18 protein-coding genes are annotated in these 24,609 nt (G+C 61.2%); 7 read left to right on the top strand and 11 right to left on the bottom strand.

Going from position 1 to position 24,609, the window contains the following annotated elements; genetic code table 11:
* The first annotated feature begins 8 nt into the window (after positions 1-8).
* A complete protein-coding gene (locus tag V3330_RS06230) occupies positions 9-3,158 on the top strand; it encodes an efflux RND transporter permease subunit (RefSeq protein WP_435791483.1) in 3,150 nt (1,049 codons plus the stop codon).
* A gap of 241 nt (positions 3,159-3,399) precedes the next feature.
* Entirely contained in the window at positions 3,400-4,560 is a 1,161-nt protein-coding gene (locus tag V3330_RS06225) for a hypothetical protein (RefSeq protein WP_354694529.1), read from the top strand.
* A gap of 88 nt (positions 4,561-4,648) precedes the next feature.
* On the opposite strand, the gene V3330_RS06220 is transcribed toward V3330_RS06225, so the two are convergent.
* The 5 genes from V3330_RS06220 to V3330_RS06200 all read right to left on the bottom strand — a co-directional run bounded on the left by V3330_RS06220 (position 4,649) and on the right by V3330_RS06200 (position 11,253).
* A complete protein-coding gene (locus V3330_RS06220) occupies positions 4,649-5,209 on the bottom strand; it encodes a TetR/AcrR family transcriptional regulator (RefSeq protein WP_354694528.1) in 561 nt (186 codons plus the stop codon).
* A 186-nt stretch (positions 5,210-5,395) separates the two neighbouring features.
* Positions 5,396-5,806: a VOC family protein gene (locus V3330_RS06215; protein ID WP_354694527.1), complete on the bottom strand. Its 411-nt coding sequence runs from the start codon at positions 5,804-5,806 to the stop codon at positions 5,396-5,398.
* A 23-nt stretch (positions 5,807-5,829) separates the two neighbouring features.
* Positions 5,830-8,064: a TonB-dependent receptor gene (locus tag V3330_RS06210; RefSeq protein ID WP_354694526.1), complete on the bottom strand. Its 2,235-nt coding sequence runs from the start codon at positions 8,062-8,064 to the stop codon at positions 5,830-5,832.
* 301 nt (positions 8,065-8,365) lie between these two features.
* The gene (locus V3330_RS06205; protein WP_354694525.1) at positions 8,366-10,168 is read right to left on the bottom strand and encodes an ABC transporter permease subunit; all 1,803 of its coding nucleotides are present in this window, start codon (positions 10,166-10,168) and stop codon (positions 8,366-8,368) included.
* Positions 10,165-11,253, bottom strand: coding sequence for an ABC transporter substrate-binding protein (locus tag V3330_RS06200; RefSeq protein ID WP_354694524.1), 1,089 nt, complete (start codon positions 11,251-11,253; stop codon positions 10,165-10,167). The genes V3330_RS06205 and V3330_RS06200 overlap by 4 nt, the downstream gene beginning before the upstream one ends.
* Before the next feature lie 172 nt (positions 11,254-11,425).
* Between V3330_RS06200 and V3330_RS06195 the strand changes: the two genes are divergently transcribed.
* The 5 genes from V3330_RS06195 to V3330_RS06175 are packed head-to-tail and all read left to right on the top strand — an operon-like array spanning position 11,426 to position 17,445.
* Complete coding sequence (locus tag V3330_RS06195) at positions 11,426-12,346, top strand: TauD/TfdA dioxygenase family protein (protein ID WP_354694523.1); 921 nt, start codon at positions 11,426-11,428, stop codon at positions 12,344-12,346.
* A 22-nt stretch (positions 12,347-12,368) separates the two neighbouring features.
* On the top strand, positions 12,369-13,487 hold the full coding sequence (locus tag V3330_RS06190) for an ABC transporter ATP-binding protein (protein ID WP_354694522.1): 1,119 nt from the start codon (positions 12,369-12,371) through the stop codon (positions 13,485-13,487).
* 3 nt (positions 13,488-13,490) lie between these two features.
* A complete protein-coding gene (locus tag V3330_RS06185; RefSeq protein ID WP_354694521.1) occupies positions 13,491-14,453 on the top strand; it encodes a fumarylacetoacetate hydrolase family protein in 963 nt (320 codons plus the stop codon).
* Positions 14,454-15,983 (top strand): APC family permease, encoded by a 1,530-nt coding sequence (locus V3330_RS06180; RefSeq protein WP_354694520.1) that lies wholly within the window; start codon positions 14,454-14,456, stop codon positions 15,981-15,983.
* A gap of 37 nt (positions 15,984-16,020) precedes the next feature.
* Positions 16,021-17,445 (top strand): aldehyde dehydrogenase family protein, encoded by a 1,425-nt coding sequence (locus V3330_RS06175; RefSeq protein ID WP_354694519.1) that lies wholly within the window; start codon positions 16,021-16,023, stop codon positions 17,443-17,445.
* Positions 17,446-17,758: 313 nt separating this feature from the next.
* Here the strand turns inward: V3330_RS06175 and V3330_RS06170 are convergent, their stop codons facing one another.
* Genes V3330_RS06170 through V3330_RS06145 form a run of 6 tightly spaced genes read right to left on the bottom strand, consistent with a single transcriptional unit; the run spans position 17,759 to position 24,451 of the window.
* Positions 17,759-17,911: a cation:dicarboxylate symporter family transporter gene (locus V3330_RS06170; protein WP_354694518.1), complete on the bottom strand. Its 153-nt coding sequence runs from the start codon at positions 17,909-17,911 to the stop codon at positions 17,759-17,761.
* Between the two features lie 55 nt (positions 17,912-17,966).
* Entirely contained in the window at positions 17,967-19,115 is a 1,149-nt protein-coding gene (locus V3330_RS06165; protein ID WP_354694517.1) for an ABC transporter permease, read from the bottom strand.
* On the bottom strand, positions 19,112-20,266 hold the full coding sequence (locus tag V3330_RS06160; RefSeq protein WP_354694516.1) for an ABC transporter permease: 1,155 nt from the start codon (positions 20,264-20,266) through the stop codon (positions 19,112-19,114). The genes V3330_RS06165 and V3330_RS06160 overlap by 4 nt, the downstream gene beginning before the upstream one ends.
* Entirely contained in the window at positions 20,263-22,212 is a 1,950-nt protein-coding gene (locus tag V3330_RS06155) for an ATP-binding cassette domain-containing protein (RefSeq protein WP_354694515.1), read from the bottom strand. The genes V3330_RS06160 and V3330_RS06155 overlap by 4 nt, the downstream gene beginning before the upstream one ends.
* Before the next feature lie 9 nt (positions 22,213-22,221).
* Positions 22,222-23,130 (bottom strand): HlyD family secretion protein, encoded by a 909-nt coding sequence (locus V3330_RS06150; protein WP_354694514.1) that lies wholly within the window; start codon positions 23,128-23,130, stop codon positions 22,222-22,224.
* Between the two features lie 19 nt (positions 23,131-23,149).
* Positions 23,150-24,451 (bottom strand): TolC family protein, encoded by a 1,302-nt coding sequence (locus V3330_RS06145; protein WP_354694513.1) that lies wholly within the window; start codon positions 24,449-24,451, stop codon positions 23,150-23,152.
* Positions 24,452-24,609 lie beyond the last annotated feature (158 nt).

Below are 24,609 nucleotides of genomic sequence, written 5' to 3'. Positions count from 1 at the left end.
AATTTCCCATGTTGCTCGAATCCATTCTGCGCTTTTCGATCCGTCACCGCTGGCTGATGCTCGCCCTGGCCACCGGAGCCGCCGCTCTGGGCGTGTACAACTTCTCGCACCTGAACATCGACGCCGTCCCCGACATCACCAACGTACAGGTTCAGATCAATACCGACGCGCCGGGCTACACGCCACTGGAGACCGAACAGCGTATTACCTTTCCGCTGGAGACCGCGCTGGCCGGCCTGCCGCGCATGGAATACACGCGCTCGATGTCACGTTACGGCCTGTCGCAGATCACCGTGGTGTTCGAAGATGACACCGATATCTATTTCGCCCGACAGAGAGTGGCGGAACGGCTGGCCGGTGTGCGCTCGCGCCTGCCCGAAGGCCTGCAGCCGGAGCTGGGTCCCATCGCCACCGGCCTGGGCGAGATTTTCATGTACACGGTCTCCGCCCTGCCCGGCGCCAACGTCAGCCCGATGTTCCTGCGCACGGTGCAGGACTGGATCGTGCGCCCCCAGTTGCGCACCACGCCGGGCGTGGTGGAGGTCGACACGCTCGGCGGCTACCTCAAGCAGTACCACGTACAACCCGACCCCCAGCGCCTGCTGGCCCATGACCTGACCCTGCGCGACCTGATGCGTGCGCTGGCCCGCAACAACGACAACACCGGGGCCGGCTACATCGAAAACAACGGCGCCCAGTGGCTGGTGCGCTCGCCCGGGCAGGTGAGCACCATCGAGGAAATCGGCGATATCGTGGTCGCCCAACGCAATGGCGTGCCCATCCGCATCAACGAAGTCGCCGAGGTGACCACGGGCTCTGCGCTGCGCTCCGGTGCGGCCACCCGTGACGGCTCCGAAGTGGTGCTCGGCATCGTCTTCATGCTGATCGGCGAGAACAGCCGCGAAGTGGCTGCCGCAGCGGGACAGCGCCTGGAGGATATCCGCGCCTCGCTTCCACCCGGCGTGGCGCTCGACGCGATGTATGACCGCACGACCCTGGTCGACAAAACCATCGCCACCGTCCGCACCAATCTGCTCGAGGGGGCCCTGCTGGTCATCGTCGTGCTGTTTGTGCTGCTCGGCAACTGGCGCGGAGCCCTGATCACCGCGTCGGTGATTCCGTTGTCCATGCTGATCACGATCACCGGCATGGTGCAGGCCGGCGTGTCGGCCAACCTGATGAGCCTGGGCGCACTGGATTTTGGCCTGATCGTCGATGGCGCGGTGATCATCGTGGAAAATTGCCTGGCTCGACTGGCACTGGCCAGCCGCAGCGGCACCCTCGATCTCGGTGACCGCCTGCGCACCGTGTTCGAGGCCACCCGCGAGGTGCTGCGGCCCAGCGTGTTCGGCGTCACTATCATCCTCATCGTCTATCTGCCGATTCTCGCCCTCGAAGGTGTGGAAGGCCGGATGTTTCATCCGATGGCCATCACCGTGATGATGGCCTTGCTCGCGGCCCTGGTTCTGTCGCTGACAGCTGTGCCTGCCGCTGTCGCCCTGTTCGTGAAACGGCCGACGGAGGCCGCACGCAACCCCATCATGTCGCGTGCCCTGAACGGCTACCGGCGCGGCCTCGCCATCGCGTTGCGGTATCCGGGCCCGGTCATAGCCGCCGCGGCAGTACTGGTCCTGATCGCATCCGTCCAGGCCACGCGCCTGGGTGCCGAGTTCGTGCCCCAGCTCGACGAGGGCGACGTGACGATGCAGGCCCTGCGCATTCCGGGCACCAGTCTCAGCCAGTCGGTCGACATGCAACTTCAGGTCGAGGCGGCAATCAGGGAGGTGCCGGAAATCTCGCACGTGTTCAGCAAAATCGGCACGCCCGAGACCGCCAACGACCCGATGCCGCCGAATATCGCCGACACTTTCCTGATCCTCAAACCCCGCACGGAGTGGCCGGACCCGCGCAAGCCGAAATCCGAACTGCTCGAGGAACTCGAAGCCCTGGCCCGCGCCGTACCGGGCAACAATTACGAATTCACCCAACCGATCGAAATGCGCTTCAACGAACTCATCTCCGGCGTGCGCACCGACCTGGCCGTCAAGATCTACGGCGACGATCTCGCCGTACTGGCCCGCCTCGCCGGGCGCCTCGAAACGCTGATCAGCGCGGTGCCCGGAGCCGCCGATGTCCGCACCGAACAGGTGGACGGTCTGCCGATGCTGGAAGTGCGGCCGGACCGTGCCCGGCTGGCCCGTTACGGGCTGGATGTAGGCGACGTGCAGGACGCCTTGCGCATCGCCATCGGCGGCGGCCTCGCCGGCACCGTGTTCGAGGGCGACCGGCGTTTCGACCTGGTGGTGCGCTGGCCGGGCGACCTGCGCACCGACATCGAGGCCCTGCACCGGCTGCCGATCGCCCTGCCGCCGCGTCAGGACCGGGTCACCGGCGACGCCGACGCCCTCGACCCGGTCACTCTGCCACCGGAAACCCTGCCGCTGGGTGAAGTGGCCACCGTGGTCCTGGACACCGGCCCGAATCAGATCAGCCGCGAGAACGGCAAGCGCCGGGTATTCGTCACGGCCAACGTTCGCGGACGCGACCTGGGCTCTTTCGTCAGCGAAGTCCAGGATGCGGTGCGCAACCGCATCGACATGCCACCCGGGTACTGGGTGGATTACGGCGGCACCTTCGAGCAGCTCCTGTCGGCCGGCAAACGACTCGCGGTCATCGTTCCGTTGACCCTGTTGATCATCTTTGGCCTGCTGTTCACGGCCTTCGGGTCGGCTCGTGCATCGCTGATCGTGTTTTCCGGCGTGCCGCTGGCACTGACCGGCGGTGTCGCCGCCCTCGCGCTGCGCGGCATGCCCCTGTCGATTTCCGCCGGAGTCGGCTTTATCGCGCTGTCGGGCGTTGCGGTGCTGAACGGCGTGGTCATGCTGTCGTTCATGCAGGAACTTCAACGCCGGGGTAACGCACTGCAAACGGCGGTCATGGACGGTGCCGTCGGCCGCTTGAGGCCGGTACTGATGACCGCGCTCGTCGCCAGTCTCGGATTTTTGCCGATGGCGCTCAATGTCGGGATCGGTTCGGAAGTTCAGAGGCCGCTGGCCACGGTCGTCGTTGGCGGCATCCTGTCGTCCACCTTGCTGACTTTGTTCGTGCTGCCGGTGCTGTACCGAAGATTTTGCGGCGATGCCCGGAACGCAAACTGACAGAACGCAACCGGTATCGTCCACTGCGCCGGGAAACCCGCGCCGAAAACCCTCAGATCCGCATGGTGCCGGCGACCGGCCGGGTGCAAATTCTGCAATCGCAGGTAATTTTTCCCATCAATTTTCGACCGGCACACGGGAAATTGCCGCCCGGACAGGGGCTTACGAACTGGCACGGACATTGCTCCCATTCTTCCGCATCCAACAATAATCGTCGCGATTGCGGCGGATGGGAGGAAGAATGTTGAAAGACCCGAACCGAAATATGCGCAACCCGGTCAAGCCGGACAAGCATGCCCTGCATCACCGCGCTAAGGCGTTGCTCATACTGCTCGCCCTGTTGCTCACGTGCTCATTCACAACAGCCCACGCCCAGGAATTCAGCGTGCGCGGAGCCGTGAGCGGCAACTGGTACGGCCCTGATCAAAGCGGACACGGCGTGCAGATCGAAGTGATCGACGAGCACCGCGCCGTCGTGGCCTGGTATGTCTACGATGCCGACGGAAACCTGCTGTGGCTGTTCGGCACCGGCGACATCGACGGTGACAGTATTCATGTCACGCTGGAAATGTTCAGCGGTGGCGCATTTCCGCCAGCGTTCGACCCGGCCATGGTCCAGACCGAAGTCTGGGGCGAAATGACCCTGACCTTCCAGGACTGCGAGAACGGCCAGATGAGCTGGACACCGGTCATGGCCGGATTTTCGGCGGGTTCGATGGCCCTGGTTCGCCTGACCGCCATTGACGGCCACGCTTGCGGCCGGGACGAAGACTTCGAATCCACCGTGCATTTCAGCATGGACGCGGGACCGGGCCAGTGGACGGCCCTTTTCGCCGATTACACGGTCGGCGCGCTGATCGAAGCGGAAGCCGAATGGACCAGCCTTCCGGCGCCACTGGCGCACCTCGACGGCTGGTTCATGGCCGGCACCAACGTGTCGGATGATCTCGCGATGTTCCTGAAGACATCGGTGGGCGGCTTGCAGGCCGATACCGAATACCACGTCGAAATGGACGTGGAATACGCCACCAACGTGCAACAGGGTTGCGCGGGCATCGGCGGATCGCCCGGCGAATCGGTATACGTCAAGCTCGGCGCTGCGGACGAGGAGCCCATGAGCCTGGATGTCAGCGGCAACCTGGAGCTGAACATCGACAAGGGCAATCAGGCCAGCGGTGGTGCCAATGCCGTGGTTGCCGGCAACATGGCCAACCGCCAGACGGACTGTTCCGGCGAGGGCGAATGGCAGCTCAAGACGGCAACGACCGCGGACACTGATTTCACCGCACGCACCGATGCCGATGGCCGCCTGTGGCTGTTCTGCGGAACCGATTCGGGCTTCGAGGGCCGTTCGGAAATCTACGTGACCGCCTTCACCGCCCGGATGACACCGGTGCAGTAAGGCGAAACGAAACTGACGGCGAAGGACTCGCCCGATGATCGAGGCTGATGAACCGCCGGCCGGGGAAACCCGGCCGGCGTTTTTTTTGTCAGCAGGCGTTTTTCAGAATCAGTGACTGAATCAGAAAATGCAGGTTTCCCAGCATTCTCGATCGCTGAGGCTCGGGCATGTTCACCGCCCAACGAAGCACGTTGTGCATGTTGGTAATGATCATCCGGTTCATGATCTCCACGTCTTCGGGCAGAAGATCCGGAAAGAAATGCCGCAAACTCCGGGTCAGATACTGCTCGACCATGGCGTCGAGCTTGAGGTCGAGTTCCCTGAGTTCGAGAACCGAAACCAGCATATCGTAGTAGCGCACAAGGCCCTTGTCCTGCTGATACAGTTCGAGCATCGATCGGGCGTAACTCTCGTACCACTCTGCCCACGATGAGTACTCCCGCTGGCTGACATCGTTATCAGCCATCAGATTTTCCATTTTGTCGATCCACCGGCTGGCCAGAGCGAACAGCACCGACTGCTTGTTGGGAAAATACTCGTACAGAGTTCCGACCGACAAGCCTGCTTTCTTGGCGATGAGTACGGTTGTCAGCCGATCGAGGCCCGGATCCTCGAGCAGCTGTTCGGTGACGTTCAGCAGTTTGTCCACGGTATCCCGCGATCGTTCCTGCGTGGGGCGTTTGCGGGTTACTACCTTGGACAGCCCTGTTTTCTTTCTTGGCATGTTAACGGCTTTGCATAGCGAGGGGCACCGCGGCGGACACGGCAGCCGAATGGACCCATTGTACCTGACGGGCCGGGGGTTGCCCCCCGGCCCCAGGCCCCTCCCTCGAACTCAGGCTGCGTGCTCTGATTGCCCCCAGCCGCCTTCATCCCATTGAAAAAACTCGACCGTGTATCCACCGGGATCACGGACGAGGAATGCGCTCATCGGCAGGGTGCCGGAGCGATACAACTCTTTGACGTACTCGATATCCCCGGCCTCTCGAACACGCTCGTTCCATTGGTCGATTTCAGACGTGGCGATACTGACCATGACGGCGTTTTCGTCCTGCACCTTGTGGAAACCTCCCGCACCACCTTCCTTGACCGTACCGATCAGGGAATGGGGGGTGACCTGGAATAACGTCACCCAGTCATTTTCCATCACGGCCTTCAGCCCAAGGGTCTCACCGTAAAATCGCCGAGCATCCTCGAGATCGCGGTAATACAGCATGACGATATGCTCGGATATGTTGAGATCCATACCAATTCTTTCCTTCGTTTGTTTTATTGGAAGTTCAGACCGAAGCGGATGCCGGCCCGGCGCGGTGTACCCCAGACCTTGTACGCACCCGTAAAGGCGGAGGAGGTCGATATGAACCCGAAAATGTTGTATTCCTCATCGAAAACGTTTTCCACAAACACGGACACTTCATAGCGACCATCCCGCGACAGCCAGCTGCCTCGCAGATTGACGAGTCCGAAAGAATCCTGGCTCTCGAAAGGATCGTTATCCGGCCCGAAGAAAAGGTCGTCCTTCCAGGAGAAGTCCACCTGGGCCGAAACGGTGCCCATATCGTCCATGTCGTGAATATAGCGTGCCAGGCCATTGAACGAGACAGAGGGTGATACCGGCGCCTCTTTGCCATCGATAGGCGTTCCGCCTATTTGTACATCCGGCGGTGCATCGAACTCGGTGTCGAGCAGACCAACGCCGAGCCGGAAATCCCAATTCGGGGAGGGGTGAATTTCAAACTCAAACTCCGCGCCACTCATGGTGACGTCACCGGCGTTGATGAATCGCGACACCGGAACTCCGCCAATCAGTGACACGGCACTGGCCTGGAAATCCTCATAGTCGTAGTAGAACGCGGCGACGTTTAGCCGGGCACGGTCATCCCAGAACGTGGTCTTTACTCCCACTTCATAGGACGTGATCGACTCCTCGCCAACAGGTCCGCGCTCATCAGGCGCGCCCAGCAGGGTGGTGTTGAAGAAGCCACTTTTGAAGCCGGTCGAGATCGAACCGTAATACATCGTACTATCGTTTTGCTGCCATTCCAGACCGATTTTTCCGGTCGCCTTGCCCGTACTGATGCTATCGGAGATCGGTCCGAGGAACGGGTCACCCTGGGTTGTTCCACCTTCACCCGCAGTTACGCCGGTCAGGCCGCTGAGATCCAGATCGTCCTCGGTGTAACGCAATCCGGTGACGAGCGTTACACGCTCACTGATTGCCGTATCCGCCTGCGCGAACACAGCCCAGGATGTCGCTTCCGTGGTGGCGAAGCTTCCGAACCCTCCGAAAGGCGGGATGACGACGGTGACGAACTTCTCATCGTCGTAATAGTAGGCACCGACGATCCAATCGGCAGAGCCGTATTGCCCACTGAAGCGGAATTCCTGGGTGAACTGGTGCTTGGTCTCTCCGGTCCAGTCGCCGTAACAGCGCGGCGCGGAATCCGAGGATGCATCGCAATCTTCCCGAAGATTCTTGTCCACCGTCTCATAACCGGTAATCGAGACGAAAGTGAAGTCGCCCAGGTCCCAGTCGAACTTCAGCGCCGCTCCGGCGATTTCAACGCTCTCGGGCAGGCTGTCGAACTCGGAAAACACGTGCTCCGGATCAGGGTCCGGGTCACGGAAACCGGAACTGTTCACGCATTCGGAACTCAGGATACGATCCAGTGAGCAGCGCTCTCCGGAAACGGGGTCCAGGGTACCGTAGAAACCATATCCCGGGTGGCTGCCGCTCGCATCGCTGTAATACACTTTTGCCGATACCATCAAGTCGTCTGACGCATCCCATTCGAACGACCCCCGAATGGCGAACACATCGGTCTCGGCGAAGTCGCTGCCCAGAGCCTCATTCGTCTGGTAACCATCATCGCGGTTGTACTTGAAGGCCACCCTTCCGCGAAAATTGTCAGACAAGGGCCCACTGACCATCCCTTCCACGATGGTCTGATTGAACGACCCGTACTGGAAACTCACCCCGGCCTCGAATTCTTCTGTTGGACGGTTGGAAATGAAATGCACCAACCCGCCCGGCGTATTGCGTCCGTACAGTGTCCCCTGCGGACCCCGCAGGACCTCGACCCGCTCGACGTCAAACAACTGGGACGTCTGCCCTGAAGTCGTGCCCTTGTAGATTTCATCGAAATACATCGCCACGGATGATTCATTCGCGTCACTGAAATCAAGAATGGACACACCGCGGATACTCAGTTGCGGCGGGCCGCTTGGGCCAAAGGCGCCATCAACGCTGAAGTTCGGTACCTGCTCGGCCACCTGCACCGCGCTCTCAAAACCAAACCGCTCGATTTCCTTGCCGGTGAGCGCCGTGATGGCAATGGGAACGTCCTGAATGTTCTGGGCCCGCTTCTGCGCCGTGACGACAACTTCTTCCAGCAGGTTTTCCTGCTGGGCATTAACGCCGCCGGCCGCAGCCCCGAGCGCCACCAGCGTCAATGCCAGAATGCGCCGGTTCGGCGCACGGGTCCGGTTCTCGAACTTGTTCATGTTGTGACTCCGCCTGTGAATTATCGGTGTGTGCGGCCTGGCTGCCACCCCAATACGGTTGCCTGACGCGCCGCCAAGGAACCCGGGCAGCCCGACCGGCAACGCGACCCACCGTCCGTGACGCTACGACGCACCTGGCTACCTGGCCATCAAAAACCGAATTAAAATTTAGTTTATGTCAACACCGTAGTCAACACGTTTTTTCTGATTTAAGGAATAGACTTTCTAACTATTTGTTTTATCTCGCTTAAAAAAGAAACAATGAGTTTTTCGCTTTTGGGCCAGAAATTCAACAGAATATTTATTCGAAAACTTTATTCAGATTATGAAGGTTGCTTCGGCGGACCAGCCGTGAGCGCGCCCGCTCCGCCAGCAACAAACCGAGCACGCAGACGCCTGTAACAAGCACCGCGACGGCGGCCGTTGCGGGATCTATCTCTTCCCGCACGGCCTCCCACATCCGCTTGGGAAGCGTTTTCGTTGCGGGCCCGGCGAGAAACAACGCAATCACGAGTTCATCGAATGAAACCAGGAAGGCAAACAGCCCCGACGTCAGCAGGGCCGGGCGAATCAGGGGCAGAGTTACCCGAACAAAGGCAACGAAAGGTGTCGCACCCAATGCCTGCGCAGCGCGCTCCAGGCCGGTGTCCACCGTCTGCAACGCACCGGTCAGCACGACAACCACGAATGGTAACGCCAGCACGACGTGCGACAGAGCGAGCCCGGACAGGGTCCCCGCGAGACCCAGACGGGCCATGAAGTACTGCATCGCCACGGCCAGCACCATAACGGGAACAATCATCGGCGAGACGATGAACCCGGCCAGCAAACCCTTGCCCGGGAAACTCCCCCGAACCAGAGCGACCGAAGCCAGCAGGCCCAGCAGTGTGGCGCCGACACCCACCACCAGGGCCAGCCGAACGCTGACAGCGATCGGCCCCAACCAGTCCATTCGGGAAAATACCTGCACGTACCAGCGCAACGTGATGCCCGGCGGCGGAAACTCCAGAAACGGTGACGAACTCAAAGACAGAGGGACGATAACAAGCAGCGGCAACACCAGGAATCCCACAACCAGCCAGGGAACCGCCCTCACCACAAGAGCCACGATTCGCCGCAACCATGCCACGCTCCCCTCTGCTCCATAACCCGCCACACCGAGCGTCCGCCGCACCGCCCTCGACCGGAGGGCAGAACGCATCAACACACTCAGCAGGCCCAGAATCCGATTGTCCGCGCCGGCCAACCGGGCGTCGCTTCGCATCAGGAAACGATACAGGGCGACGAGGACAAGCGTCGCCACCAGGAGCACGATGGACATCGCCGACGCAACACCCCAATTCAGAAACTGCGCGAGCTCCTGCTCGATCAACATCACGAAAGTGACGTCGCCCGCGCCACCGAGCAGCGCAGGAGTGATGAAGAACCCCAGGGAAACGAGAAACACGAGCAGCACGCCCGCCACTACCCCGGGAAGACTGAGCGGAAGAAAGACAAACCAGAAGCCGAGAAAACCACCGCACCCGAGACTGCGTGCGGAACGCACCAGCCCCAGGTCAATCCTCTGCATGACGCTGTACAGCGGCAGAATCATGAACGGCAACAGCACATGAACCATACCGACATACACGCTGAAGTCCGTATAAAGAAGGGTCAGCGGCTCATCCGTCAATCCCAGAAACTGAAGCAGGGCGTTCACCGGCCCGCGGCGTGCCAGCAACACCATCCACGCATACGTTCGCACGAGGATGCTCACCCAGACGCTGGCCAACACGATGAGCATCAGCGCACTTCTTCGCTCCGGGCGGGCGTTCACCATGAGGTAGGCGACGGGATACCCCAGGACCAGACAGAGCAAGGCCACGCCCGCGGACAGTTTCAAGGTGTTGAGCAGAACCGTCAGCCGCAATGGATCTGACAGCAGGGACCCATAGTTCTCGAACAGCCCACCCCCGCCCTGAAAACTCAAGGCGACGATCTGGATCAGAGGAAAGAGATAGAAAGCAGCGAGAAACAGAAAGGCCGGCAGGACCAGCAGAAACACAGGCACCGCCCCGCCCACCTCATCGCAATAGCGCACCCGTTGGATTCTTCGACCCCTCACTGCCCCAGCACGAACTCACGCCACAATTCGGCGTTGCGCTCCGCATTGGATTTTCCACTGGCATCCTCGCGCGCCCAGTAACCCGCATCCACGAATATCTGGCGCTCGAGATTTTCCGGATAAGTCGGCAACTGCCGGGCCCGCTCCGGAGCGAGGAACTCAAAGGCTCGCCGATTACTTGGACCGAGCGGTTGCAAACGCGACATGGCGGCTTGAATTTCGGGGCGCGCGGCAAATGCGATGAACCGGGTGGCGGCTTCAATATGATCCGTGTTTTCCATGATGACCCAGTAGTTCACCTCCATGAGCCCCTGGTTCCATTCGAAGCCCACTGGCGCCCCCTGAGCTTTGAGCTGAGCGATGCGACCCAGGGTAACGGCAGCCAGCGATGCCTCTCCGTCGACCAGAGCCTGAGCCGCCATGACGGGGCTGTCCGAAAACTTCAGCACATGAGGAGCCAGGCGCCCGATGCTTGCGTACGCCCGCTCGAAGTCGAGCGGGTAGAGATCGTCCGGCTCCACTCCATCCGCCAGCAACGCATACTCAATGGGCGGCATGGTCCAGTCACCCGCGTCGATGACCCGCAGCCCGGGAAATCGTTCGACATCCCAGAACTCCGCCCAAGTACGTGGGTGATGCTCCGCGGAGTAATCGTCGGTCCCATAAGCCATGACCTTGGACGAAAAGAAATCCCCGACACCGTGATCGAGAATAGCGCGCGGATCCAGGTCCGGCAGCAGGGGCGCCAGTTCGGGGTGCGACTGGTCGACTTTCGCGAGATAGCCGGCGCGTCCCAGGCGCAACACATCCGCCGGCGTCATCAGGGCCACATCCCATTCGGCCCGGCCACTTTGCGCCATGGCTTGAACCCGGGCAGCGGTGGGCCCGGTTTCTTCAATGATTTGGATTCCGGTGGCAGCCGTGAATGGCCGAAAAAGCACTTCCCTCTGAGCCTCCTGAAAGGAACCGCCCCAGGAAACCACCACCAGGTAGTTCGTGTCTTCGTGCTGCCGCGAAGGCGCGAAAAGCCATACTCCAGCGGCGAACAATAGTCCCGCCGCAATCCAGATACGCCCGTTTCTCATAAGATACACACCCTGACAGCAAGATCGCGAAAGTGAATCCACAAACCTTTCTAGCGCACTATAACTGAATTATTATTCGGCTTGTATCTTGTGGATTTAGCGGGTAGATTTGCTCTTTCGTCGCCATTACCCCGAATGTCTGGCAGATCAGGTCATATAAGATGGGGAATGAATGAAACGAGCCGCTCCTGACAACCATCAATCCACCAGAACGCGCTTACCCCAAATGCCCGAAGAAACCGAAAGCATTATTCAGATTAAACCCACTGGCGGGCCCCTGGGCGCAGAAGTTCATGGTGTCGACCTGTCCACCGGCCTGACAGCCGGACAGATCACCAGAATTCGGCAGGCGTGGCTCGAACACATTGTTTTGTATTTTCGCCATCAAACGCTGACCGATGAACAGCTGGTCCGATTTGGCCAGCAGTTCGGCGAACTGCACCGGGTTCAGTACCTCGACCGTGAACGACCTCCCGGTGTGCCGATGGAGATCGAAATCGTCTCGAACGTTGTCGTCGAGGGCGAGCCCGTCGGTCTTCTGGGAAACTCCGAGGTCGCCTGGCACACGGACATGTCAATGTGGGAGGAACCGGCATCGGCAACCATTCTGTACGGCGAAGAAATCCCGGCTTCCGGCGGAGGAACGCGCTTCTGCAATCTCTATCGAGCCTGGGAAGAGCTTGACGAAGACACCCGCAACCAGGTGCGCGGCCGCCGGTCCATACATGACTCGGCCTACATGGCCGACGGGAACGTGCGCGCGGGCTACGAAAACCTGGAACGTAAGTCGGAAGGCCCGGGAGCACGCCACCCCATTGTCTGCACCCACCCTGAAACAGGGCGTGAAACCCTCTACCTGGGCCGAAAAGGATACGGTTATATCCTGGGACTGGCCGAGGACGAAAGCGACGAACTGCTCGATCGATTGTGGAATCACATGGTGTCCGACCGCTACGTCTGGGAACACGAGTGGCGCAAGGGCGATGTGTTGATGTGGGACAACCGTTGCACCGCACACAGCCGTGGCGCCATCGCGGCGAACCAGGCGCGGCAACTTCGACGGGTTACCGTAAAGGGAAGCGCCCCGCGCTGAACCTGCTTCCGAACCCGCGCCCATGCCCCGAACTCCACCATCCGGCACCACCGTGCAATTGGAGCACCTGACTTGCGCTTACGGGAAAACCGTGGCCCTGGACCGTCTCGATCTGACCATCGAATCCGGCGAGTTCTTCACCCTGTTGGGTCCAAGCGGCTCCGGAAAGACGACCACCCTGATGCTGATCGCGGGCTTTGCGGAACCGAGCGCGGGCGAGATTCGCCTCGATGGAGCAGCCGTTTCGAAAGCGCCTCCGCATCAACGTGATATCGGCGTCGTATTCCAGAACTACAGCCTGTTCCCCCACATGAGCGTAGCTGGGAACATTGCTTTTCCTCTCGAGCTTCGAGGCGTGTCTTCGACGGAGATCGAAGATCGGGTCCAGGCCATGCTGAACCGGGTGGGACTGTCACGCCACGCTGGACGCATGCCACACGAACTCAGCGGTGGTCAGCAGCAAAGAGTCGCTCTGGCGCGCGCACTGGTTTTCGAACCCGGGTTACTGCTGCTGGATGAACCATTCAGTGCACTGGATCCGGAACTACGCACCGAACTGCAGTCGGAACTGCTGCGGCTGCATGAAAAAACCGGGACAACGATCCTGTGCGTGACTCACGACCAATCCGAGGCACTGGCTCTGTCAGACCGGATCGCCGTGCTCAACAACGGGAAACTGGAGCAGACAGGAACCCCTGTGGATATGTATGAGCACCCGGAAAATGCTTTTGTCGCACGCTTTATCGGTGACTGCAACCTGCTACAGGGTCGGGTGCGAGAACGGATCGACGATCGCGTACTGGTCGAACTGCACCCGGACTTCACCGTTCATGCGCAGGCTTCTGAAACGCTCAAGCCCGGCCAGGAATGTCAGATCATGGTTCGCCCGCATCGCATCCGGCTCGGCGCATCCACTGAAGGCACGGACAACAGGTACAAGGGCCGGTTGACTAAAATGGTCTACGCTGGCGACACCCGGTTCTGTCATGTTGAACTGCAAACCGGCAATCATCTGCGCATCGCGCTTCCGGAGGCCGACATCCCGAATCATCCACAGGCCGTGAACGCCGAGACTGAAATCGGTTTCGACGCGAAGCACGCCATCGCCTTCTCCCTTGACCACACCAGCGACGAGAACTGAATCATGCGCCTTTGCCGGATGCTGCACGATGACCTGCCGGTCGCCGCGTTCCTCACCGAAACCCACGCCGTGCCCGTTAGCACCGCGGCGGACTCCCTGGGGAACGCGGCTCATCCGGTCTCATTGCCAGCACGACCCGACGACCTCATCGCCTTGCTCGGGCAGAGCGCCCCCGCGCGGAACGCTCTGCATCGACTTTACCGGACCTGTTCCGATCAGCCGACTTCACGCCTGGATGCCATCGGGTCACCATTGGGCCGCGCCCGGCTGCTGACGCCAATCGAGCGCCCTCCGAAATTGCTGCTGCTGGCCGGCAACTATGCCGAGCACGTGAAGGAAGACGGTAGCCGCGCCGAAGAACGCCACGATACCTTCCCCTATTTCTTCATGAAGCCGTCAACCACGCTGCTGGGGCCGGGCGCGTCATTCGCGATCCCGGCGAGTTCACCCGACGCCATGGACTGGGAAGCAGAACTGGCCGTGGTGATCGGACGCAAAACACGAAACATTGCGGAGACCGAGGCCCTCGACTGCGTCGCCGGCTACACCCTTCTGAACGACCTGAGCGATCGGCGATTCCGGCCCAACCCCGGCCGCCGTGAGCGCGACTGGGACAAGTTCTTTGACTGGATGCACGGCAAGTGGCACGACGGCTCCGCCCCTTGCGGACCCTGCCTCGCCACTTCGGAATCGGTGCCCGACCCCCAGAACCTGAGACTGCAGCTCACGCTGAACGGCGAGTTGCGCCAGGACGGCAGCACGGCTGATCAAATCTTTCCCGTCGCGGCTGTCATTTCATTCATCTCACGGCTCGTCACCCTGGAACCTGGCGACATCATCTCCACTGGAACACCCGCCGGTGTCGGCAGTACGACCGGCACTTTTCTCGCTACCGGTGACATCGTGGAAGTCAGTTGCCCCGAAATCGGCACACTGACCACCCCAATCGCCCGGGAAATCCGGTAAATGGCCTTGCACGAAGCAGAACAACAAGAATCCGCAGACCGGCAGGTGACCGGACCGCAACCCGCGTTGCGCCGGGACATCCGCCTTAGCCAACTCTTCACCTATTCATTCGGTTTTCTGGTGGGCTTTGGCTGGATCGTGCTGACCGGCCAGTGGATTTCAACCGCCGGCAGCGCCGGCGCCGCGCTGGCATTTCTGATGGGTGGCCTTCTGTTGGTGCCCGTTGGCTTGTGTTACGTCGAACTCGCGACGGCTTTCCCGTATCCCGGCGGAGAGTTCGTATATGCCTATCATGCTTTCGGCAAGGGGGTCGCGTTCATTGCCGGCTGGGTTCTGCTCTTTCTTTTCGTCAGTCTCACGGCTTTCGAAACCGTGGCAGCCGCATGGCTGGTCACCGTACTGATCCCACCCATTTCAGGCCCGCCGCTCTACCAGGTCCTCGGATTCGAAGTGACATGGGGCATGGCGGCCATCATGCTGGCGGGCGCCACCTTCATCACCGCCGTCAATTATCGCGGCAGCCGGGTGATGGCGCGAGCCCAGGACTTCGTCACCTGGATTCTGGTACTGACCACGCTGATCATCATTGTCTGCGGGCTGAGTCTGGGCCAACCGGCCAATCTGGATCCACTGTTCGATTCGTCGGTCGACAACTGGCCCTTGTACGGCATGCTCGCGATTTTCATCACAACTCCGGTCTGGTATTCCGGCATCAACGCACTCCCACAGGCGCTGAGCGAACTCAAGAGCAGCCCGCGACCACGGACGCTGTCCCGCCTCGTCACCGCGATGCTTGTCGGCAGCAGCATTTTTTACGTTCTGATCATTTTCGCGGTTGGCATGTCGGAATCCCGCGAAACACTGGCGAGTGCCGATTTTGCAACGGCGTTCGCCATCGGCCGGGTTTTGAACTCCGACTGGGCGGTCAAGCTTGTTCTGGGTGCCGGACTGCTCGGCATCGTTTCGACCTGGAATGCCGCACATTTCGCGGCCTCGCGCGTTCTGTACGCCCTGAGCCGCGCCCACCTCGTTTCGGCGACTTTCAGCCGCGTTCATGAGCGTAATGGGTGTCCCCACCGTGCCGTTCTGTTCGTCGGTGCGTTCGGCCTTCTCGGCGCCTCGGGCGGCATCCCGATGATCGGCGCCATCGTGAATTCAGGCGTAATCGTGGTCTCGGTTCTGTTCGTTCTGACCTGTGCCTCATTGTTCAGGGTGCGCCGGAAACTGCCTTCGGCAACTGCCGCCTACCGGGTACCCGGCTACCCGTGGGTTCCCCTGTTCGGGTTGTGCTATGCAGGCTGCACGGTCGTGTTCTCGCTCATCGTAACCTGGACTTCCCGCACGTCCGGCCAGATTCCTGCGGAATGGTTCGCACTCTCCATCTGGTTCGTATTAGGCCTTTTATTGTGGCTCGCGGCCCAACAACGCCGCAACGCCATTCTGGAAACAGACCGTGCCCGGCTAATCCGCAACGAAATCGCAACGGGCGCGGTCGCGACACAACCAAAGCCGGCTGTCACGGCGGACTGACGCCAGCACAACCGGTTCAACACAAGGAGTTCGATCAATGAAGTCTGACAAGTTCTATATCAATGGCCAGTGGGTCAGCCCGGAAAGCGAGCAGAAGCTGCAGGTCATCAATCCCGCCACGGAGTCGGAAGCGGGAACTGTGTTCGCAGCCGGCGCCGCGGACGTGGACAAAGCCGTTTCAGCGGCGAAATCGGCTGCTGAAACATGGGCTGCCACACCGCTGTCCGAGCGCTGCGCGGCGCTTGGCGCCATGTCGAAAGGACTGGCCGAACACGCGGACGAACTGGCGCGCACCATCACCGACGAGATGGGCATGCCGGCCAACATATGTCGCGGATACCAGGTCGAGCCACCCGCCATGGTCATCGACAATTTCGTGGAAATTGCCCAGGAATTCTCTTTCGTGACCCGCAACCAGACCTCGGTCAATCTGCTTGAGCCAGTCGGGGTATGCGCGCTGATTACGCCGTGGAATTTTCCCCTGACCCAGTCCATGCTGAAGTTGGCGCCGGCTCTCGCTGCCGGTTGCACGGTTGTGTGGAAACCCAGCGAAGAAACGCCGTTGTCCGCGACGATCTTCGCCGAAATCGTTCACCAGGCCGGCCTGCCGGCGGGTGTTTTCAACATGATTCATGGCGAAGGGAGCGTGGCTGGCGATGCACTCGCGGCTCATCCTTCGGTGCGAAAAGTTTCCCTGACGGGGTCCACCCGCGCCGGAATCAGCGTGGCGACGCGGGCCGCAGAGAGCCTGAAACGGGTCACTCTGGAACTGGGCGGCAAGTCCGCCAATATCATTTGTGATGATGCCGATCTCGAGGCAGTCGTCCCGGCGGGCGTCAACAAGTGCTTCAGCAACAGCGGCCAGGCCTGCGACGCTCCTTCACGCATGCTGGTGCACCGCAGCCAGTACGACAAGGCACTGGAACTGGCAGTGGCGGCCGCCGAATCACTCCAGGTCGGTGATCCTTGCGATTCGGATACTGACCTCGGCCCACTGGTGAACGAGGCACAATTTCGCCGGGTCAATGATCTGATCGAGACCGGCCTGCGCGAAGGCGCGCGTCTGCTCACCGGAGGGCCCGGCCGGCCCGATACATTGACGACAGGCTACTACGCAAAACCAACTGTCTTCGCCGACGTAGCGAACTCGATGGAAATTGCCCGCCAGGAAATTTTCGGCCCGGTGTTGTGCATCATCCCCTATGAGAACGACGAAGAGGCCATTCAGATCGCCAATGACTCGCCCTATGGGCTGGCCGCCTACATTTCCACGGCGGATGATGCCCGGGCCGGGCGGATCGCCAAGCGCCTGCAGGCCGGTCAGGTCCGAATCAATCAGGCGCCCTTCGACATCACCGCACCTTTCGGCGGATACAAAATGTCCGGTTATGGCCGGGAACTGGGTGACGCCGGTCTCAGTGAATACCTCGAAATCAAAGCCTGCATGGGGCTGTCCATCTGACCCGGAACTTGGGGTTCTGATGGCATCAACACGTGAAATCGGGGCCCGTTCACGGGCCCCGACCCTGGATATTTTCAGCCGATCTGGACGCCACCCAGGCTCAGCAGGTTAACCGTGAAACCGGCTACGATCAGACCATAGGCTGTGGCCTGCATGGTCCTGAACACGAATTTGCCCAACATGCTGCATTCCTCCTCATCGACCGGGCGAACTTGCCCGCAGCTTTACCAGCGAGGTGCATTGTGCGGGGCTTGTTTTACGGCCTTGTGAAGCTTGCGGGGCAATCCCGTTACACGCCTGCGGGCAGGCGGTTTCAATCCGGCACGTCGGCGTCGGTCAGGTGCAACCACCGCGACAGTACGACGCACGCGGTCAGGTCTCCGGTCACGTTGATCGAGGTACGTGTCATGTCCAGTATCCGGTCCACCAGGTGGTTGAGGCTGAGCGGACGCAAGAGCCTCGTCATGGGCGATCACCCGCCATGCCGAAATCCAGCCAACCGACGCTCACGAGCACACCTCCTAGCCGAATTGACGCCCGAAGCCCCAAAGCCCGAACATGAAGATGAGAGTTCCCAGCACGGCCATGCCGGCAAGCTGAGGAGCAATAGTCAAAAGGCCGGAACCTTTCAGCAGAATGCCGTAGCTGGCGTCGATGAAGTAATGCAATGGAGAAATCGCCATCAGGTGCCGCATGAAGTCCGGCATGGCCTCGGGTGGCGTCCAGGCCCCCGAAAGAAACAGCATTGGCGCGATGATGAGAATGATGAGCATGCCGGCCTGGGCCATGTTGCGCGCGACGGTCGCGACCAGAAGGCCAAGACCGGAGGTGGTAAACACATAGAGTGTCGTCACGGCGAAAAACGTGACCAGGCTGCCCTTGAACGGGACGTTGAAGATGCCTTTCAGGACAAGCCCGAGACTCAGTGCGGTGAGAATGAGAATGACCAGGGTCATCGCCAGAATCTTGGGAAACATGACCTGAAACGCACTCAGGGGCGACACCAGTAACTGCTCGATAGTGCCCCGTTCCTTTTCACGCACCATCGCCGCGGCCGGCAGCATCATCGCAAACAGGGTGATGACGGTCAGCAACTCCGATACCGACATGAACCAGGAGTCCTTCTGGTTGGGATTAAACCAGACCCGATGCTCGTCCAAAACAAACGGGCCGGCCACATCGCCATCGGGTGCCAGGCCCTGCTGTGTTTTTGCCACATCGAGGCTGAATTGCCCCGCGATCTGCTGACCGTAACTGCTGGCCAACAAGCCCAGGACGGTGTTGGTGGTGTCGATCTGCATCTGCACGCTCGTCGGCTGCCCTCGATACAGCGATGCCTCGAATCCTTCGGGAATGTCCAGCGCGACCATCGCCTCACCGCGCTCCAGGTAATCGATCGTGTCCGCTGGCTTGTCGAGCGTACCGACGCGGTTGAAATAGGGTTCATGAAAACGGCTGGCGAACTCCCGTGACGCCTGGCTGTGGTCGCCATCGTATACAACCAGGGCCGCGCGATTCAGCGACAGGCTCACGCCGGACCCCGCCAGAAACACATCGACCGTGAATGCGTACACGGTGAAGAAGATCAGCACAGTGTCCCGGAGGAGTTGTAACAGTTCCTTCTGCGTCATCACACGCAGGCGAGTCATCCAGCGCCGCAGACCGTTCACGAACGCGGCCTTTTACTGAACATCAAAAAACCCACTGCCAACAGCAGCGCACCGTAGGCCGACAGCACCGCGACGTCGCGCCACAGCGTTTCCAACCCCGCGCCCTTGAGAAAGGTTCCCGTCACAATGTTGGCGTAGTACATCGCCGGCAGAAGATGAGCGATGACCTGCGCCTGTCCGGACAGAGAGGGAATCGGAATCAGAACACCGGAATACAGTGCAGCCGGCACCACTGTGACGATCGCGGTCACCACCATGGCCGCGACCTGCGTTTTTACGACGACCGAAACGATGAGTCCTATTCCGGTGGTGCAGACCACGTAGATCAAGGAAGCCAGCAGAAAAAATACGAAGTCACCCTTGAAGGGCGCGCCAAAATGCCAGGTGGCAAGCGCCCAGAGAATCCCCGCGTTCACCAGGGAAATCCCGACATACGGCAGGATCTTGCCAACGAGGAATTCAGTCCGCGTGACGGTGGAGGCGTAGATGTTGTAGATGGAGCCACGTTCTTTCTCGCGCACCACGCCCAGTGCCGTCAGAAAGGGTGGTGACACCATCAGGATGACCATGATCAGCTTGGGTGCGATCGACCAGATGCTCGACAGGCTCTGGTTGAACAGGTAACGCACATCGAGCCGTACCGGGGTCAGCGCCGCGGCTGCCTGCTGTTCGCTGATACCCCGCCGCGCCGCCGCGAAGCGGGCAAGCAACTCCATCGAGTACGCTGAATTGATCGCGATGACGTAGCCCTTGGTGGTCTCCGCACGGGATGGAAACGTTCCGTCCAGCATGGTTTGAACCGCCACCGGCGAACCGTTCAGCAAACGGCGTTCGAAATGCTCCGGGATGACGATGTACGCGCGCAATTCATTGGTCGACAGTTTCCGGGCGAGCGCCGACTCGTCACGGGTGTAACCCTGGAAATCGAAGTACCGCGAGTCGATGAAACGATAGGCATAGTCCCGGCTCGTGGCGCTGTTATCGTAATCGACGATGGCGAAGGGGATGTTCTCGACGTCCAGCGACAATCCATAGCCAAACAGCAACATCAGCATGGACGGCACAACGAAGGCCAGCGCCAGGAACAGGCGGTCGCGTACGATTTCCCGCCATTCCTTGGAAACGACGGCGGCTACACGACGCCCGTTCATGCCGCTTTCTGCGCCGCGGCGCGCTCGAGTTCCAGCACGCGGTAGACAAATACGTCTTCCATGGTCAGTGGCACCGGCCGGATGCTCGTTACGGTAACGCCACCCCGCTCCAGCAGCTTCCGGATCCGCTCTTGCGCTTGCGCGCCATCCTTCGCCAGCAGGTGGATGCGCCTGCCGTACAGAGCGGCACCATCGAAGCCACCCTCCGCGAGGATTCCCAGCGCCGCGAGCGGATCACCGCTTCGCAATTCGAGCAACTCGCCGGCCTCCCGGCTCACTTCCCGTTTCAGGTTCTGCGGTGAATCATCCGCGACAATCCGTCCCGCGTACATGAGCGCAAGATGATCGCAGTGCTCGGCTTCGCTCATGTAGTGGGTCGTGACCAGTACCGTCACCTGCTGCTCCCGCGCCAAATGGAACAGGATCTCCCAGAAGCGCCGTCGCCCCAGCGGATCCACGCCGGAGGTCGGTTCATCCAGAAACAGAATCTGCGGCCGATGCACCAGCGCACACCCAAGCGCCAGCCGTTGCCGCACACCCATGGGCAGACCGCCCACACGATCATCCTCGTGCCCCTCCAGGCCCGCGACATCGATGATCCAGGCCATGCGTTCGCGCCGGGCTGACGGGCTCAAACCGTAAATACCGGCGAACAGCAATATGTTCTCGGCCACGGTAAGGTCCAGGTAGAGCGAAAACGCCTGTGACATGTAGCCAACTCGCTCCTTGATCAGCCGGCTGGCCCGATGCATGTCGGCACCGGCTACCCGTCCCTCGCCCGCGGTTGGTTTGAGGATGCCTGTGAGCATCTTGATCGCCGTGGTCTTACCCGCTCCATTGGCACCGAGCAGGCCGAATATCTCGCCCCGGGGCACCGTGAAACTGATTTCATCAACCGCGCGAAAATCACCGAAGGCCTTGGTCAGGGACTGTGCCTCGATGGCCACCTCGGCTCCCCGGTTCACGTCCCCGGTAAGCGGCGGCAGCCGACCTGCGGACCGGCCCGCCTCGCGCAGCCTGGCCACGAACACGTCCTCCAGTTCCGGCTCGACCACGCGCAGTTGCGCATTTTCCAGACCGGCGAGCGTCCGGCGCACCTGACTCTCGGGATCCCCGCCATCGCGCTGATCCACCCAGACACGCACCGCGGGACCGACGGCTTCGACTTGCGGAAACTTCGCGCGCAGACGTCTGAGTGCCTCGGCCTGGCAGTCCGGTGGCGTCTCGATGACAACGATCATGCCCTGCGCCATTTCGGCCAGTTCGCCAGGCTCGGCCTCCATCAACACCCGGCCGTCGAACATCAGCGACGCCCGTTGAAAGCGAACGGCTTCATCCATGTATGCGGTCGATACCAGCGCGGTGATGCCCTGCTCGCGCAGCAATTCGGCAAGAATGGCCCAGAAATCCCGGCGCGAAACCGGATCGACCCCGGTGGTCGGCTCGTCGAGTATCACCAGGTCCGGTGCGTGGATGAGTGTGCACACGAGCCCCAACTTCTGCTTCATGCCGCCAGAAAGCTTCTTCATCGGCCGGTCACGGAATCGTTCCAGCCGGGTCATGGCCAGTAGCCGACTTTTGCGTTCGGCGAGGTCCGCCTCGGGCACCAACCGGAGCCGCGCAAAGAAATCGATGTTCTCCTCGACCGAAAGATCGGCGTAGAGATTCAGGCCCAGGCCCTGGGGCATGAAGCCGATGCGCTGCTTGATTCGCTCTGCAGCGGCTTCCGAGTCGAGCGGCTCTCCGAATACCTCGATGTGTCCCCGGTCGAAGGTGAGCACGCCAGCCACGGCTTTCATGACGCTGCTCTTGCCCGCGCCATCCGGGCCGATCAGCCCGAAAATTTCACCCGCCCGGACCGTCAGATCGATGTCCCTGAGTGCCGGTACGCGCCCGTAGGCCTTGCTCAGGTTGCGGACGATGACCGGCTCGTTGGGCTTGGCCACGGAATGCTGCTACCAGACCGGCGCGGACCACGGGACGGAATCGTCCCACCGGATGACCGCGTCGGCCGGCACACCGGGAGTCAGAACATGGTCGGGGTTGTCCTGCAGTTTGAGCTTCACCGCGTACACCAGCTTGACCCGCTCATCCGGCGTTTGAACTTCCTTGGGCGTGAACTCCGCGCGTGATGCGATATGGCTCACCGTCGCGTTGAACGGCCGGTCCGGAAATGCATCGGTGTGAATTCGGGCGGCCAGGCCCCGGCGCAGCTTGCCGATTTGCCGTTCCGGCACGTAGACCTGAAGATACAGCGCGTCCAGGTCCACCAGGGTAAGCACCGGAGCACCGGCTGCGATGACGGCGCCCGGCTCATACAGCCGGTTGGTTACCACCCCGTCGCTCGGAGCGGTCAGCGTCAGGTCCTCCAGCGCGGCGCAAACTTCGTCGTATGCCGCCTCCGCCCTCTGCCTGTTCGCTTCCGCCGCGGTTTGCTTCTGCATCGAAACCTGCTCGGCGAGTTCCGCCTGCTCCGCTTCACGCTTGGTCGCCGTGCCTTCGGCGTAGAGCTCCCGGAAGCGATCGGCGTCACGTCCGGCCTGTTCGCACTGACTGCGGAATGCCGCCACCTCATGTTCAGCCGCCTTGGTAGCGGCTTCGGCCTGGCGCACCCGGGCCTCGACCTCGTCACTCTCCAACAGCACCAGCGAGTCGCCCGCGCGCACGGCGTCACCTTCTTCCACCTCGATCGCTGCGATCCGGCCCGGGTACTTGCTCGAGACCAGCACCGGATCACCTTCCAGGCGGCCGTTGGCCTGGATCAGGCCCTCGGGCAGGGCGTCGACTCCGACGAACCGGTCGTACGCCCACCACGCGCCCACGATACCCACCGCCAGAATCAGCAATACGACGACACGCCTCATCATCATTCCTTCCGTTTCCCTAGAGCACGCCGACCGCCCGCGCCAGGCGCAGCCGGGCCAGAGCGGCATCGTAGCGCGCATTATTGTGGTTGGAGTCACTGAGCACCTGCAGGGCCTGTGCATCCAGAACTTCAGTGTTGGTACCGAGTCCGTTCTGGTAACGGCTGCGTGCGATGCGCAGGTTCTCCTGCGCCTGCTCAGTTGCAGTTTGGGTCACGGTCAGGCGTTCGCGGCTTTCAGCCATATCCAGCCAGGCGCTGCGCACCTGCAGCCGAATCAACGCCACGGCTTCGTCCCGCTGTTCAATCAACGCGTCGGCCGTTTGCGCAAGCGCCGTGGACTGGTTGCGTGTCCGACCCCCGTCAAACGGGGACCAGCGAAGTCCGACGCCGGCAAATGCGAATGTCTCGTCCCGCAGCAGATCGCTTTCCTGGTAAGCATAGCCCGCTGTCGCCGCGATCTGGGGCCGTAACCGCGCCCGCACCACCTGGGCCTGCTTCTGCAGCGCCTGCGCACCGCGCGAAAGAATTTCGGGTTCCGTTCGTGAGGCCATCGCGGTTGCGGTCAGCGCCTCCAGGTCATCCGACCGGGCCGGCTCCGCCACCATCGGCATGACCTCCTCCAGTGAAACAGCGCTGTCCAGGTTGCGCGACAAACGGCGATTGTAGGCGGCGCGGGCGATGTCCAGCGCATTGTTCGCGCGCAAGGCAGCCTGACGGGCATCCGCCAGTGACACGGTGACGGCCAACACATCGTTCCGGGGCACCAGATCCTTGCGGTACAGGTTTTCCACATCCACCAGATGGGCTTCGAGGCTGGTCACGTACGCTGCGGCCACTGATCCCGCACTCTGCGCACGCAATACCGCGACAAACGATTCGGCGACCGCCAGCTTGAGATCCTGGATGAATGCGGACTCGCCTGCCATGCGCGCATCGACCTGATCGGCCGCCGCGTCCACGCCATGGCTAATTGCGCCGCTGGTGTAAAGTGGCACGCTGATGCGGGCGGCGGCCGTGACGAAGTTGTCACTGCTGAAAATGTCCGGAGTCGAGAAAGCGAAAGGCAGGGAGATGAAGTCGGAGTCGATACCCGGTGACTGGTCCAGCTGGGTGAAGGCTCCTTCAACTTCCACGACCGGCAGCCGGTTGCTCCGGGCAGCCGCCAGATTCGATTCGGCCGCACCCGTCTGCAGGCGTACCGCCTGCAGTCCGGGGTCGGTATCCAAAGCCATGGTCCAGGCATCCTCAAGGGTTTCCGCGCGGCATGGAGCCACACATGTCAACAGAACGGCCAGGGCGGGCACGATCAGGCGATGCATGGAAGCCAGTGCAGTTGTTGAAAATTCAGGGTTCATACGGTTCGGGGCACGGCTCTAGTGTTAGACGCGTGGGCACGATCCTGCCGGCCAGGTGGGGCTCACATCGACGAGGACCAATTCATGCATGAATCCTCCTCAATCGGATTCTGTGACGAAGG

Origin of the sequence: Elongatibacter sediminis (genome assembly GCF_037892215.1) — a bacterium.
Classification (GTDB): Bacteria; Pseudomonadota; Gammaproteobacteria; order Xanthomonadales; family SZUA-36; genus Elongatibacter; species Elongatibacter sediminis.
The sequence above is the reverse complement of the archived record's forward strand: the minus strand, read 5'-3'. Positions and strand labels throughout refer to the sequence as shown.

Excerpts from the sequence above, each read along its gene's own strand:
- V3330_RS06160 (WP_354694516.1), bottom strand. The coding sequence starts at position 20,266 with ATGAACGGGCGTCGTGTAGCCGCCGTCGTTTCCAAGGAATGGCGGGAA.
- V3330_RS06175 (WP_354694519.1), top strand. The coding sequence starts at position 16,021 with ATGAAGTCTGACAAGTTCTATATCAATGGCCAGTGGGTCAGCCCGGAA.
- V3330_RS06180 (WP_354694520.1), top strand. The coding sequence starts at position 14,454 with ATGGCCTTGCACGAAGCAGAACAACAAGAATCCGCAGACCGGCAGGTG.
- V3330_RS06170 (WP_354694518.1), bottom strand. The coding sequence starts at position 17,911 with ATGACGAGGCTCTTGCGTCCGCTCAGCCTCAACCACCTGGTGGACCGG.
- V3330_RS06190 (WP_354694522.1), top strand. The coding sequence starts at position 12,369 with ATGCCCCGAACTCCACCATCCGGCACCACCGTGCAATTGGAGCACCTG.
- V3330_RS06215 (WP_354694527.1), bottom strand. The coding sequence starts at position 5,806 with ATGGATCTCAACATATCCGAGCATATCGTCATGCTGTATTACCGCGAT.
- V3330_RS06195 (WP_354694523.1), top strand. The coding sequence starts at position 11,426 with ATGAAACGAGCCGCTCCTGACAACCATCAATCCACCAGAACGCGCTTA.
- V3330_RS06200 (WP_354694524.1), bottom strand. The coding sequence starts at position 11,253 with ATGAGAAACGGGCGTATCTGGATTGCGGCGGGACTATTGTTCGCCGCT.
- V3330_RS06185 (WP_354694521.1), top strand. The coding sequence starts at position 13,491 with ATGCGCCTTTGCCGGATGCTGCACGATGACCTGCCGGTCGCCGCGTTC.
- V3330_RS06210 (WP_354694526.1), bottom strand. The coding sequence starts at position 8,064 with ATGAACAAGTTCGAGAACCGGACCCGTGCGCCGAACCGGCGCATTCTG.
- V3330_RS06145 (WP_354694513.1), bottom strand. The coding sequence starts at position 24,451 with ATGCATCGCCTGATCGTGCCCGCCCTGGCCGTTCTGTTGACATGTGTG.
- V3330_RS06230 (WP_435791483.1), top strand. The coding sequence starts at position 9 with ATGTTGCTCGAATCCATTCTGCGCTTTTCGATCCGTCACCGCTGGCTG.
- V3330_RS06225 (WP_354694529.1), top strand. The coding sequence starts at position 3,400 with ATGTTGAAAGACCCGAACCGAAATATGCGCAACCCGGTCAAGCCGGAC.
- V3330_RS06150 (WP_354694514.1), bottom strand. The coding sequence starts at position 23,130 with ATGAGGCGTGTCGTCGTATTGCTGATTCTGGCGGTGGGTATCGTGGGC.